14 protein-coding genes are annotated in these 12,117 nt (G+C 67.5%); 12 read left to right on the top strand and 2 right to left on the bottom strand.

Going from position 1 to position 12,117, the window contains the following annotated elements; all coding sequences use genetic code 11:
• Together JX552_RS20615 and mbtM are read left to right on the top strand one after the other, a co-directional pair.
• Positions 1 to 261 carry an acyl carrier protein gene (locus JX552_RS20615; RefSeq protein ID WP_205873760.1) on the top strand — a complete coding sequence of 87 codons (261 nt, stop codon included), beginning with the start codon at positions 1 to 3 and terminating at the stop codon, positions 259 to 261.
• Positions 258 to 1,847, top strand: coding sequence for a long-chain-fatty acid--ACP ligase MbtM (gene mbtM / locus JX552_RS20610; RefSeq protein WP_205873759.1), 1,590 nt, complete (start codon positions 258 to 260; stop codon positions 1,845 to 1,847). Before JX552_RS20615 ends, mbtM begins: the two co-directional genes overlap by 4 nt.
• A gap of 10 nt (positions 1,848 to 1,857) precedes the next feature.
• Here the strand turns inward: mbtM and JX552_RS20605 are convergent, their stop codons facing one another.
• Positions 1,858 to 2,478 (bottom strand): GNAT family N-acetyltransferase, encoded by a 621-nt coding sequence (locus JX552_RS20605; protein WP_205873758.1) that lies wholly within the window; start codon positions 2,476 to 2,478, stop codon positions 1,858 to 1,860.
• 213 nt (positions 2,479 to 2,691) lie between these two features.
• Here JX552_RS20605 and JX552_RS20600 point away from each other — a divergent pair, with 213 nt between their 5' ends.
• Positions 2,692 to 3,210: an MTB12 family secreted protein gene (locus JX552_RS20600; protein WP_431195877.1), complete on the top strand. Its 519-nt coding sequence runs from the start codon at positions 2,692 to 2,694 to the stop codon at positions 3,208 to 3,210.
• Between the two features lie 96 nt (positions 3,211 to 3,306).
• Here JX552_RS20600 and JX552_RS20595 read toward each other — a convergent pair whose 3' ends face one another.
• A complete protein-coding gene (locus JX552_RS20595; protein WP_205873756.1) occupies positions 3,307 to 3,615 on the bottom strand; it encodes a type II toxin-antitoxin system VapB family antitoxin in 309 nt (102 codons plus the stop codon).
• 177 nt (positions 3,616 to 3,792) lie between these two features.
• Here JX552_RS20595 and hrcA point away from each other — a divergent pair, with 177 nt between their 5' ends.
• From hrcA to JX552_RS20560, 9 genes are all read left to right on the top strand, one after another.
• Complete coding sequence (gene hrcA / locus JX552_RS20590; RefSeq protein ID WP_205873755.1) at positions 3,793 to 4,824, top strand: heat-inducible transcriptional repressor HrcA; 1,032 nt, start codon at positions 3,793 to 3,795, stop codon at positions 4,822 to 4,824.
• Between the two features lie 71 nt (positions 4,825 to 4,895).
• On the top strand, positions 4,896 to 6,047 hold the full coding sequence (gene dnaJ, locus JX552_RS20585; RefSeq protein ID WP_205873754.1) for a molecular chaperone DnaJ: 1,152 nt from the start codon (positions 4,896 to 4,898) through the stop codon (positions 6,045 to 6,047).
• Between the two features lie 15 nt (positions 6,048 to 6,062).
• Positions 6,063 to 6,845, top strand: a complete 783-nt coding sequence (locus JX552_RS20580; RefSeq protein WP_205873753.1) for a 16S rRNA (uracil(1498)-N(3))-methyltransferase — start codon at positions 6,063 to 6,065, stop codon at positions 6,843 to 6,845.
• Positions 6,838 to 7,362: a nuclear transport factor 2 family protein gene (locus tag JX552_RS20575; RefSeq protein ID WP_205873752.1), complete on the top strand. Its 525-nt coding sequence runs from the start codon at positions 6,838 to 6,840 to the stop codon at positions 7,360 to 7,362. Before JX552_RS20580 ends, JX552_RS20575 begins: the two co-directional genes overlap by 8 nt.
• Before the next feature lie 733 nt (positions 7,363 to 8,095).
• Positions 8,096 to 10,003, top strand: a complete 1,908-nt coding sequence (locus tag JX552_RS33435) for a PE family protein (protein WP_205873751.1) — start codon at positions 8,096 to 8,098, stop codon at positions 10,001 to 10,003.
• 453 nt (positions 10,004 to 10,456) lie between these two features.
• Positions 10,457 to 10,606 carry a hypothetical protein gene (locus JX552_RS32580; RefSeq protein ID WP_241010655.1) on the top strand — a complete coding sequence of 50 codons (150 nt, stop codon included), beginning with the start codon at positions 10,457 to 10,459 and terminating at the stop codon, positions 10,604 to 10,606.
• A gap of 42 nt (positions 10,607 to 10,648) precedes the next feature.
• Positions 10,649 to 10,831 carry a hypothetical protein gene (locus JX552_RS32575; RefSeq protein WP_241010654.1) on the top strand — a complete coding sequence of 61 codons (183 nt, stop codon included), beginning with the start codon at positions 10,649 to 10,651 and terminating at the stop codon, positions 10,829 to 10,831.
• Positions 10,832 to 10,839: 8 nt separating this feature from the next.
• On the top strand, positions 10,840 to 10,995 hold the full coding sequence (locus tag JX552_RS34230; RefSeq protein WP_431195997.1) for a hypothetical protein: 156 nt from the start codon (positions 10,840 to 10,842) through the stop codon (positions 10,993 to 10,995).
• Positions 10,996 to 11,048: 53 nt separating this feature from the next.
• On the top strand, positions 11,049 to 12,107 hold the full coding sequence (locus JX552_RS20560) for a PhoH family protein (protein ID WP_205873750.1): 1,059 nt from the start codon (positions 11,049 to 11,051) through the stop codon (positions 12,105 to 12,107).
• The last annotated feature ends 10 nt before the right edge of the window (positions 12,108 to 12,117 follow it).

Raw genomic sequence — 12,117 nt, 5'->3', positions numbered from 1 at the left:
GTGGACCTTTCGACACCCGACGCCGTAAGCTCCGCCCTGCTGGAGGTCCTTCGTGACGATCTGCGAGTCGACGTGCGCGACATCACCGCGCAGTCGCGGCTGATCGACGATGTCGGACTGGACTCCGTGGCGTTTGCGGTCGGCATGGTGGCAATCGAAGACAAGCTGGGCGTGGTGCTTTCCGACGAGGACCTGCTCAGTTGTGACACCGTCGGCGACCTCGAAGCGGCCATCTCCGCCAAGACCTCGGTGGCCGGATGAGCGTTCTAGCGGCTGCGCTGTCCCAGTCGATGAGGTCCTCGATCCACGACCTCGTGATCCTCGACCACAACACGGGAACCTGGAACCGCTGTCCGTGGCCGGAGGTGCAGTCACGGGCCGAACTGGTGGCGGCGAGGTTGCTCAGCGCGGACAGCGTCGGCGCGGTCGGTCTGGTCGGTGAGCCGACGGTCGAACTGGTCGCCGCGATCCAGGGCGCGTGGCTGGCCGGACAGAGTGTGGCGATCCTGCCGGGGCCGGTGCGCGGCGCCGAGCCGAAGCAGTGGGCGCAGTCGACGCTGACCCGGTTCATCGGACTTGGGGTCACCACAGTCTTCAGCCACGGATCAGTGCTCGAACTGCTCAGGGGCATCGATTCGCCGGTGGGTGTGCACGACGTCATCGCGGCCGCCCGGGGCCGGCGTTCGACCACGTCGGAACCGGCCGCTGCCGCCCCCGACGTGCCCGCGGTGCTGCAAGGCACCGCCGGGTCGACCGGTACGCCCCGCACCGCACTGCTCTCTCCGTCCGCCGTGCTCAGCAACGTCAGCGGACTGCTCCAGCACGTTCGCATCGACCCGTCGACGGACGTCGGTTGCTCGTGGCTGCCGCTCTATCACGACATGGGCCTGGTCTTCTTGCTCAGCGGCATGCTGGCGGGAGTCCCGGTGTGGCTGGCTCCCACCGCTGCCTTCGCCGGCTCACCGTTCCGGTGGCTGAGCTGGCTCGGCGACAGCGCGGCCACGTTGACCGCGGCGCCGAACTTTGCCTACTCCGTGATCGGCAAGTACGCCCGCCGGGCACCCGACGTCGACCTCGGGCGACTACGAGTCGCGATCAACGGCGGCGAACCCGTCGACTGCGTCGCGCTGGAGCGGTTCAGCTCGGCGCTGAGCGGGATCGGCTTGAATCCCGGTGCCGTCATGCCTTCCTACGGGCTTGCCGAAGCCAGTTGTGCGGTGACCGCGCCGCCGCCGGGCACCGGCCTGCGCTACGACGAAATCGCTTGTGCTGCAGACGGGTCGGAGATTAAACCGGGTCGGCACGCCATCCTCGGTGCGGCGATCCCCGGGATGCAGGTCCGGATCGGCCCGGCTGCGCAAGGGTGTCGAGCCGAGGCTGCGGGACGAGATATCGGTGAGATCGAAATCTGCGGCACCTCGATGATGTCGGGATACCTCGGCGAGTCGCCGGTTGAACCGGGGAGCTGGTTCAAGACCGGCGATCTGGGTTACTTCGCCGACGGCGGGCTGGTGGTCTGCGGTCGTGCCAAGGAGGTCATCTCGGTCGCCGGGCGAAACATCTTCCCGAGCGAGGTCGAACGGGTCGCCGCCGAGGTGCGGGGAGTCCGCGAAGGTGCGGTGGTGGCGATCGAAACGGATGACTCGGCCCGTCCGGGCCTCATCGTCGCCGCCGAGTTTCGTGGCCCCGACGAATCCGGCGCTCGCAGCGAACTGGTGGCGCGGATCGCGTCGGCGTGTGGCGTCGTGCCCGCGAACGTCGTCCTGCTGGCGCCGGGTTCGCTGCCGCGCACCTCGTCCGGAAAGCTGCGACGGCTGGAACTCAGACGGAGCCTGAACGGCCGATAGCCGATGGTTGCTAGTTAATAGGCGGGGCGTCGGCCGGTGACCTGCACAAGGCGTACAGGGCTACCCTCCGATGATTCATCGCATGCTCACCGAGAAAGGCGCAGCCGGTGAACTCACACAACCGCCGCGCCGCCGCGTTGTCGTAATCCGGCTCGAAAACGATTCGCCGACAATGCGGTTCAAGTTCGAAGACGCTGGCCGCGATGCGCGGAAACAAGATCGGACCCAGACCGCGGTTGACGATCCGCAGGTCGGCGATCGCGGCGTGCATACCCACGTCGTAGGGGTCGGCCTGGTACAGGCGGCCAACGGAATCTTTTGCCGCCCGATATAACTCGATATACCCGAGGTCCTGGCCGTGTCGGCTCCCGACGAACGGACGGGAATAGCTGCCGTCCAGCTGGGCGCGCAGGTACCGATGCCAACGCGCCACCGGCCAGTCGTACTCCCACGCCTGTGCCAGGTGCGGCCGATTCATCCACTCCGCGATCATCGCCGCGTCCGCGTCCGGGTCGGCGAGGCGGAACGCGTACGGCGCGGACAGTATCGGCGTCGGAGGCGCCGGAACGGCGCGGACCTCATCGGAGATGTCGGCAAGTTCACGTTTGAGGACCGGTTCAGCATCAGTCATGTCGACATGGGAGCCTACCGAAGGCGAATCTCCGCACCTCAAAGACGTAGCCGGTGATCCGGCCGCGCGATTTTCCTGGCTTACGCACATCTAGGGCACAGGTCGGCCCGGAGTCGCTAGGTAGCGTGGTGTAACGAAACTGGCCGAAATCGCGACAAGACTGCACGGCGCACAAATGTTGACTGGCACACAGCTGTGTTCCGCGCCCCGCCCATGGCGGGCACAACCGGGAGGAAACCCATGAAATCAATCGTCATCGCTGCTGCGGCTATCGCCGTCATCGGCGGCGCCGCCGCCGGTGCGACTGCCACCAGCCCGGTCGGCTATCAGGTGCAACCCGTCGTCTTCGGTGCGCCGCTGCCGCAGGACCCGGCACCGGCAGCGGCCGGCTTGCCGACCAGCGCCCAGCTGACCGGCATCCTCACCAGCCTGGCCGATCCCAACGTGCCGTTCGCCAACAAGAGTGGTCTGGTCGAGGGCGGGATCGGCGGCACCGAGGCGCACATCGCCGACCACCAGCTCAAGAAGGCCGCCAAGAATGGCGACTTGCCGCTGTCGTTCAGCGTGGCGAACATCCAGCCGGCCGCGGCCAACTCGGCCACTGCCGACGTGTCGGTTTCCGGCCCCAAGCTCTCCTCACCGGTCACGCAGAGCGTCACCTTCGTCAACCAGGGCAGCTGGGTGCTTTCCCGTAGTTCCGCGATGGAGCTGTTGCAGGCCGCCTCGCGCTGACCCGCGACCAGACGCAAAAGCACCCTCGTCGGGGCCCGAAGAGGGTGCTTTTGCGTCTGCGCAGCGACCAATCCAGGCACGCAACCGTGATCGGTTCTAGCCGGGCGCCGCCATGTCCATGTCGTAGACGCGGGCATGCAGCACCACCCGATTGCGTAGTGCCGCCCGCACGGCCCGGTGGAGTCCGTCCTCGAGGTAGATGACGCCGTGCCACTTCACCGCATGCGGGAAAAGGTCTCCGTAGAAGGTCGAATCCTCCGACAGCAGGCGGTCCAGGGCCAGCACCGTCGTGGTGGTGACCAATTCGTCGAGGCGGATCTGCTGCGGCGGTATCTGAGACCAGTCCCGGTAAGACAGCCCGTGTTCTGGATACGGCTTACCGTCACGCACGCCTTTGAAAATCATTGATAGTCGCTTTCGCCTGAGCTTCGGCTCGACGCGCCCCTGGTCCTGGCCACCTGAAAAGGCTAGCTGCCGCGCCGGAGCAGTGGGGTTAAGCCTCCGATCAACCGTTGGCAGGTCAGATCCGGTTGAGACCGTAAAATGAACACGGCCGGCAAACGCAGATGGGGGTGATAGGCAATGGGTAGCGCTGATGAGCGTCGCTTCCAGGTGTTGCATGCCATCGTCGCCGACTTCGTCTCCACTCACGAACCGATCGGGTCGAAGTCGCTGGTTGAGCGGCACAACCTGGGCGTATCCAGCGCGACCATCCGCAACGACATGGCGGTGCTGGAGGCCGAGGGCTACATCACTCAGCCGCACACCAGCTCCGGCCGGGTTCCCACGGAGAAGGGATACCGGGAGTTCGTCGACCGCCTCGACGACGTCAAACCGCTGTCGTCGGCGGAGCGACGCGCGATTCAGGGCTTTCTGGAGTCCGGCGTCGACCTCGACGACGTGCTGCGCCGTGCGGTGCGGCTACTGGCGCAGCTGACCCGCCAGGTCGCCGTCGTGCAGTACCCGACGCTGTCCACCTCGACGGTCCGCCACCTGGAAGTGATAGCCCTGACCCCCGCCCGGTTGTTGATGGTAGTTATCACCGACTCCGGCCGGGTGGATCAGCGCATCGTCGAGCTCGGCGACGTCATCGAGGACCATCAGCTCTCACAACTGCGGGAGATGCTCGGTCAGGCCCTGGTGGGCAAGCGCCTCTCCGCTGCCTCGATCGCGGTGGCCGATCTCGCCGGGCGCCTGCACGGCGGGGACGGGCTAGGCGACGCCGTCGGTCGTTCGGCCACGGTGCTGCTGGAATCGCTGGTCGAGCACACCGAGGAGCGCCTGCTGTTGGGCGGCACCGCCAACCTGACCCGCAATGCCGCTGATTTCGGCGGCTCGCTGCGCTCCATCCTGGAGGCGCTCGAGGAGCAGGTGGTGGTGTTGCGGTTGCTGGCGGCCCAGCAGGAAGCGGGCAAGGTCACGGTGCGCATCGGCCAGGAGACGGAGGCCGAGCAGATGGCCGGCACCTCGATGGTGTCGACCGCTTACGGCACCCACGACACCGTCTACGGCGGTATGGGTGTGTTGGGGCCCACCCGCATGGACTATCCGGGAACTATGGCCAGTGTTGCCGCGGTTGCTATGTATATCGGCGAAGTTCTGGGTGCTCGATGAGCGCGCACCCTGCACAGATTTTCTGGATGGCCGCCTGACTGGCGGCCACAACCAGCCTAGAAAGGCGAATCGTGGCACGCGATTACTACGGGCTACTCGGCGTCAGCAAGGGCGCTAACGACGCGGAGATCAAACGCGCCTACCGCAAGCTGGCGCGCGAACTGCACCCCGACGTCAATCCCGACGAGGAAGCGCAGGCGCGGTTCAAGGACATCAGCGTCGCCTACGAGGTGCTCAGCGATCCGGAGAAGCGCCGCATCGTCGACCTCGGCGGCGATCCGCTGGAGAACGCCGGTGCCGCCGGGGGCGGATTCGGTGGTTTCGGCGGCCTGGGTGACGTCTTCGAGGCGTTCTTCGGCGGCGGTGGCGGTTTCGGCGGCGGCGCGGGCCGTGGTCCGATCGGGCGGGTGCGGCCGGGTTCGGACTCCTTGCTGCGCATGCGCCTGGACCTGGAGGAGTGCGCGACTGGCGTCACCAAGCAGGTCACCGTGGACACCGCAGTGTTGTGCGACCGGTGCCAGGGCAAGGGCACCAACGGCGATTCCGCCCCCGTTCCCTGCGACACCTGTGCCGGACGCGGCGAGGTGCAGACCGTCCAGCGTTCGCTGCTGGGCCAGATGCTGACGTCGCGGCCGTGCCCGACCTGCCGTGGTGTGGGCGTGGTCATCCCCGATCCGTGCTATCAGTGCATGGGCGACGGCCGGGTGCGCGCGCGCCGGGACATCACCGTCAAGATTCCGGCCGGGGTCGCGGAGGGAATGCGGGTCAGGCTTGCCGCACAGGGTGAGGTAGGTCCCGGCGGCGGACCGGCCGGCGACCTGTACGTCGAAGTGCACGAGCAGGCCCACGACATCTTCGCCCGAGAGGGTGACGACCTGCACTGCACGGTGTCGGTGCCGATGGTCGACGCCGCACTGGGCGTCAGCGTCAGCCTGGACGCCATCCTGGACGGAACCAGCGAGATCGTGATTCCGCCCGGCACCCAGCCGGGCGCGGTGATCACGCTGCGCGGCCGCGGGATGCCGCAGCTGCGGTCCAGCACTCGCGGTGATCTGCACGTCCACGTCGAGGTGGTGGTTCCCACCAGGCTGGACCACCACGACACCGAACTGCTGCGGGAGCTGAAGAACCGCCGCAACCGTGACGTGGCCGAGGTCCGTTCGTCGCACGCCAACAACGGCGGACTGTTCAGCCGCCTGCGCGAAACCTTCACCGGACGCTGACCTTTCCCGGCTCACATGGTGGCCACGCTGTTCTACCTCGATGAGCTGCCCGACGTCGGCGCACTGGCCGTCGTGGACGGCGACGAAGGTTTCCACGCGGCCACCGTGCGGCGGATCCGTCCCGGCGAAGCGTTGGTGCTCGGCGACGGCGCCGGTGGGCTGGCCCGTTGTTTGGTGGAACACGCTGGGCGGGAGGGACTTCGGGCCCGCGTCCAGAGCCGCTGGACTCTCGAACCCGGCACACCGCCGGTGACGGTGGTGCAAGCGCTGCCGAAGTCCGAACGGTCTGAACTCGCCATCGAGTCGGCGACCGAGGCCGGTGCCGACGCCTTCGTGGCCTGGCAGGCGGCGCGCTGTGTCGCTCAGTGGGACGGCGCGCGCGCCGACAAGGGCCTGCGCCGGTGGCGAGCGGTGGTGCGCTCGGCCGCGCGGCAGTCCCGTCGGGCGCACATTCCGACGGTCGACGGGGTGCTGTCCACCAAAGCGCTGACCGCGCGGGTACGTGCCGAGGTCGCTGCCGGGGGCGCGGTGTTGGCGCTGCACGAGTCGGCGACCGATCGCATCGCCGATGTCGCCGTGGCACAGGCGAACTCGCTGACACTGGTGGTCGGACCCGAGGGCGGAATCGCGCCGGACGAGATCGCGGCGCTGACCGGCGCCGGCGCCGTCACGGTTCGACTGGGGCCCACGGTGTTACGCACGTCCACCGCGGCCGCGGTGGCGTTGGGTGCGCTGGGGGTGCTGACGTCGCGCTGGGATGCACCACCGCTCGATGACGAAGGAACCGGACATGACTAGCGCCGCAGACGATCTGAGCGCGATCTTCGATGAGCATGTGGCCGGCGAGTTCGTCAGCAAAGACGTGCAGGCGACCATGGCCACGATGACGGCAGACCCGTCCGTCAACCACGTGCCCACCATGATGGGCGGGGTGGGCGCCGCCGCCGTGGCCGACTTCTACGGCCGGTATTTCATCGGCCACTGGCCCGACGACACCACCATCACGCCCGTCTCCCGCACCGTCGGCGCCGACCGGGTGGTCGAGGAGATGGTCATCTCGTTCACCCACGACATCGCGATGCCGACTTTTCTCCCCGGCGTGGCGCCCACCGGCCGCCCGGTCCAGCTTCCGCTGGTGGTGGTGATGGGCTTCGAGGGGTCACAGGTGGCATACGAACGGATCTATTGGGACCAGGCGTCGCTGCTGGTGCAGATCGGCCTTTTGGACGAGTCGTCACTTCCGGTCACCGGAGCGGCGCAGGCGCACAAGGTGCTCGACCGGAATTTGCCCTCCAATACGTTGCTAGGGCGCTGAGATCCGGTACGCAACACCTCGACACCGTCACCACTCAGGAGGTCCAGCGCCCGCCAGCGCCCGGCGAGCACCGACGGCAGCGCCACGCGGTCTACACAGACCGTCCGGGCGCCGTCGTCGTGAATCCACTCCGTATCGGTGGCACGCAGCGTCAGTCCGCGAGCCCGTGCGGCCGCCGGTACGAACGGATTCGGCACTCGCCCTCGGGTGTCCGGTCGACCAGCTGACTCGGGCGCTGCCTGAACCACGCGACCTTGATCCGGAATGGACGCTGCGGCGCCGCCACCCCCAACCCCGCTGTCCGCGCTGCGACGCCTCGCCGACCGTGTGCACGCCCACCATCGTCACCGTCAACTGCTTGCCCGCACCAATGGGCAGACCGCACGCGCTGCCGCCACCGTCGTTGCCAGCGGAACGACCATCGATCTTCGGGCGTCTAGGACGGACCGACGGCAGTGGCGAGCGTGTTGATCGTGACGCCGCAACCGGCGATGCGTCTCGTCAAGTGGTTGGGGCCCAGGATCAGCACGAAATGCGCCGCAGCCAAGATGTCGTCACTACGACAGCTGGCTCCGATTCCAGACCAGTACTAGGCCTCCGCTACCTCCTGCTCGAACGGTGAAACCGCCTGTCTTGCTAAAACCGCAGACTCTTGAGCATCTTGCGAACAAACGAATAGGCGTACAATCTTTAACCATTCTGAGACTGGATATCCTGACGATCGGAGTCCACTATGTCATCGTTTGTGGTCGCCGAAATTGACGTGTTGACGAGCGCTTCCGAGAGTTTGACCGGGATCGAATCGACGATCAGAGCCGCAAATGCTGTGGCGACGAACTCGACAACACAAATCGCCGTCGCCGCACAAGACGAGGTCTCGGCGGCGATCTCCAGCGCGCTGGTCGCATACGGGCAGCAGTATCATGCGCTTAGCGCGCAAGCGATGCTGTTCCATCGGCGTTTCGTTGAGATGCTGAGCGGAACGGCAAGAGTCTATGCGGCAGCCGAGGCCGCGAATATCGTTCCGCTACAGACGCTACAAGCCAACATTCTCGATGTAATCAATGCCCCTACCCAGATTTTGTTGGCGCGCCCGCTGATCGGCAATGGCACCAACGGGGCACCGGGGACCGGGCAGGCTGGCGGACCCGGCGGGATCTTGGTCGGCAATGGGGGTAACGGAGGTTCCGGGGCGCCGGGTAAGCCCGGTGGTCCAGGCGGTGATGCAGGTTTGTTCGGAAACGGCGGGCGCGGTGGCGCCGGCGGTAACGCGATCATTCCTGGTGGGGCTGGGGGTGCTGGTGGAGTCGGTGGCGGCGGTGGGCTGCAGGGTGGCTTTGGCGGAGCGGGCGGCGCCGGCGGCATGGGTGCGGCCGGCGGAGTCGGCGTTGCTGGTGGGGTGGGCGGCGCAGGTGGTGCCGGGGGCCGCGCCCACGCACTAGTGGGGTGGGCCGGCGGGGCCGGCGGGGTCGGAGGAATAGGTGGAGCCGGCGGCGCCGGCGTGGCAGGCAGCGGCAGCGCTGGGGCTCCTGGCGGGGCGGGGGGTGCTGGTGGAGCCGGCGGTGCCGCTCTGGGACTGCTCGGCTCAGGTGGCGCCGGTGGCAATGGAGGCGCAGGCGGTCATGGCGGAAGCGGCGGGACCGGTTTGGCAGGTACCGCGGATCATCTCGACGGGGGCGACGGCGGACCAGGCGGCGTGGGCGGCATCGGCGGCGACGCTGGTGGCGGAGGAAGCGGCAGCAGCGCCGGAGTCTCGGGAATCGGCGGCACCGGTGGCACCGGCGGCACCGGTGGTGTCGGCGGCGCCGGCAGTCCCGGCAACGGAATCGCTGACAGCATCGGCGGTCAGGGCGGGCACGGCGGCAACGGTGGTTCCGGCGGTGCCGGAGGCGGCACCCCCCAAGGCGGGACTAACGGCACCGGCGGGTCCGGCGGACAGGGCGCCAACGGCGGCGACGGTGGCGCCAACTCGTCGAGTGCGACATCCGGTGACATCGTTTCCGGTGGCGGTGGTGGTGGTGGAGGAGCCGGCGGGAGCGGTGGCGATGCCGGCACTGGCAACGGCAAGGGCGGGACCGGCGGGACCGGCGGGGCCGGGGGCGGTGGGGGTGCTGGCGGCACCGCATTTACGACTGGGCCTATTTCAGCCAGCGGATCAGGTGGTGGCGGTGGTAATGGTGGCGCAGGTGCTCATGCTTCTGCCGCGATCGGCGGATCAGGCGGCGCTGGGGGCGGTGGCGGCGGTGGCGGTACCGCGGTGGGTCCCGGTGCTCTCGGCGGGGGCGGCGGGGGTGGCGGTGCAGCCGCATCGACTGAAGGTGGCGCCGGCGACGGCGGCAGTGGCGGCGCAGCGTCCAATTCTGTTTCGCAGCAGGGATTCGGTGGCGCGGGAGGCTCTGGCGCTAACCGTTTCGATGATGGCGGCGTCGGCGGTGGCGGCGGAGGCGGCGCCGCCACCAACAGCCCCGGTCGTAACGGTGCCGATGGCCTCGATGGTGTTGAGGGTGGGGGCGGCGGCGCGGGCGCAGGCAACGATGCATTTCGGAACAGCGGAGGCGTCGGCGGACAAAATGGTCAAGGCGGCGGCGGCGGCCTGAGCGTCATTAACGGGGCGAATGGCAGCGCTGGTCGATCCAGCTAAGTATCGATCGGTGGACTGCCTCCGGTCGACGACGGCGGAAACGACTGTTCTTGATTGCAGAATGCAAGGAAGACGAAGCATGTCGGCTGACGACAGCTTTGATCTCGTCAACGCCGCCAAGCATCGGCACCAGCACACCCGCGCCAATGCTCTTCGCGGCACTGCACGAACTCGACTGGACCGGTGACGACAATCATTATGGCTAAGGTCCTACGGCCCACCGGGCAATCATGACCCGGTCTGAACATGTCCGGGCGACCGACACTCCCAACAGCCCGGTTGTGCTCGCCGAGGCCGAGATCGTTTCGTCAACGACGAAGAATTCAATACCGCCGTCGCGCAGACGGTGACGGACACCGCCCTCGTCGTCACCATCACCGGTCTCCGCTACCGCGACAGCGGTGGCGGACGGGTCGATGTGGGTCGGTCACGGCCGCCCTGGGCACCGGCCCGATGACGCTCTACAACTACGTCAGGGATCGCGGCGAACTCGAGCAATTAATCGCCGAAGCGGTCATCAGCGAGGTGAAACTTCCTGCCCCGAACGATGATTGGTGTACCGACGTGCATGCGATCGTGATGGCGATCTGGCAGACGGTGTGACGGCAACCCAACGCTGTGCCCCTGGTGCTCACGCGTCGTACGGTGTCGGCTTCGAGCTACGCGGCCGCAGACCGGTTGATCGCCGCCCTGCGGTGCGCGGGGCTTGCCGCCGGCGACCTGCTGGCCGCCTTCCGGGCGGTGCTGGGTCTTGTCATGGGCAGCGCGCAGGCTGAACCGGCGGTCCGCTCGCCGGCGCCGAGCGCGATCGGGAGCAAACCGCGGTAGCGGCGCGGATAGGCGCGCTGGCCGGTGCCGAACACCCGCACATCGCCGCTTTGGCGCAGGTCAGCAAGCAATCGACGGCGGGTGCCGATTTCGAGCGCGGTCTGTCTATCTTGCTGGCCGGCGTCAAATCGCTGGGAACCGATAACTGGACGGCGGTAGACTGAGGCCGTCGTTCCCGAAAAGCCCTATACGCCAGAAAGCAGGCAGCAGAAACCACGTGACGCCCCGCGAGTCCCGCGCCGCTGATGCTGGTGTAGCCAGGCCGGCCGACGCCCAAGTTCGCAGCAGCATCGATGTTCCGCCCGACCTCGTGGTGGGCCTGCTAGGTAGGGCCGATGAGAATCTGCGCGCGCTCGAACGCGCCCTCAAAGCCAAACTGCATGTGCGCGGCAACACCGTCAACATGTCCGGTGAGCCGGCCGAGGTGGCACTGGCCGAACGCGCCGTCTCCGAACTCGTGGCGATCGTGTCGCGGGGCCAGGCGCTGACGCCAGAAGTGGTGCGGCACAGCGTGGCCATGCTGGTCGGCACCGGCAACGAGTCGCCGGCTGAGGTGCTCACGCTCGACATCTTGTCGCGGCGCGGAAAGACCATCCGGCCCAAGACGCTCAACCAGAAGCGCTACGTCGATGCGATCGACGCCAACACGATCGTGTTCGGAATCGGCCCGGCCGGTACCGGCAAGACGTACCTGGCCATGGCCAAGGCCGTGCACGCGCTGCAGACCAAGCAGGTCACCCGCATCATCTTGACCCGCCCCGCGGTGGAAGCCGGTGAGCGCCTTGGCTTTCTGCCAGGCACACTGAGCGAGAAGATCGACCCTTATCTGCGGCCCCTCTACGACGCGCTCTACGACATGATGGACCCCGAGTTGATCCCGAAGTTGATGTCGGCTGGGGTCATCGAGGTGGCCCCGCTGGCATACATGAGGGGCCGTTCGCTCAATGACGCCTTCATCGTGCTCGACGAGGCGCAGAACACCACCGCCGAACAGATGAAGATGTTCCTGACGCGGTTGGGCTTCGGCTCCAAGATGGTGATCACCGGCGACGTCACCCAGATCGACCTACCCGGCGGTGCACAGTCCGGTCTGCGCGCGGCGGTCGACATCCTCGAGGACATCGAGGACATCCAGATCTCCGAGTTGACCAGCCAGGACGTCGTCCGTCACCGGCTGGTGTCGGAGATCGTCGATGCCTATGCGCGATACGAGGAGCCCGGCTCCGGTCTGAACCGGGCGGCTCGGCGGGCGTCGGGCAGTCGCAATCGTCGATGATGAGTGCGTG

The organism is Mycobacterium gordonae, from assembly GCF_017086405.1.
Taxonomy (GTDB): Bacteria; Actinomycetota; Actinomycetes; order Mycobacteriales; family Mycobacteriaceae; genus Mycobacterium; species Mycobacterium gordonae_D.
This window is presented reverse-complemented; position numbering and strand designations above follow the sequence as displayed.

Bases quoted from the DNA above. Each gene is read 5' to 3' on its own strand.
- mbtM (WP_205873759.1), top strand. From the start codon at position 258: ATGAGCGTTCTAGCGGCTGCGCTGTCCCAGTCGATGAGGTCCTCGATC.
- JX552_RS20605 (WP_205873758.1), bottom strand. From the start codon at position 2,478: ATGACTGATGCTGAACCGGTCCTCAAACGTGAACTTGCCGACATCTCC.
- JX552_RS20600 (WP_431195877.1), top strand. From the start codon at position 2,692: ATGGCGGGCACAACCGGGAGGAAACCCATGAAATCAATCGTCATCGCT.
- JX552_RS20595 (WP_205873756.1), bottom strand. From the start codon at position 3,615: ATGATTTTCAAAGGCGTGCGTGACGGTAAGCCGTATCCAGAACACGGG.
- hrcA (WP_205873755.1), top strand. From the start codon at position 3,793: ATGGGTAGCGCTGATGAGCGTCGCTTCCAGGTGTTGCATGCCATCGTC.
- JX552_RS20580 (WP_205873753.1), top strand. From the start codon at position 6,063: ATGGTGGCCACGCTGTTCTACCTCGATGAGCTGCCCGACGTCGGCGCA.
- JX552_RS20575 (WP_205873752.1), top strand. From the start codon at position 6,838: ATGACTAGCGCCGCAGACGATCTGAGCGCGATCTTCGATGAGCATGTG.
- JX552_RS33435 (WP_205873751.1), top strand. From the start codon at position 8,096: ATGTCATCGTTTGTGGTCGCCGAAATTGACGTGTTGACGAGCGCTTCC.
- JX552_RS32580 (WP_241010655.1), top strand. From the start codon at position 10,457: ATGACGCTCTACAACTACGTCAGGGATCGCGGCGAACTCGAGCAATTA.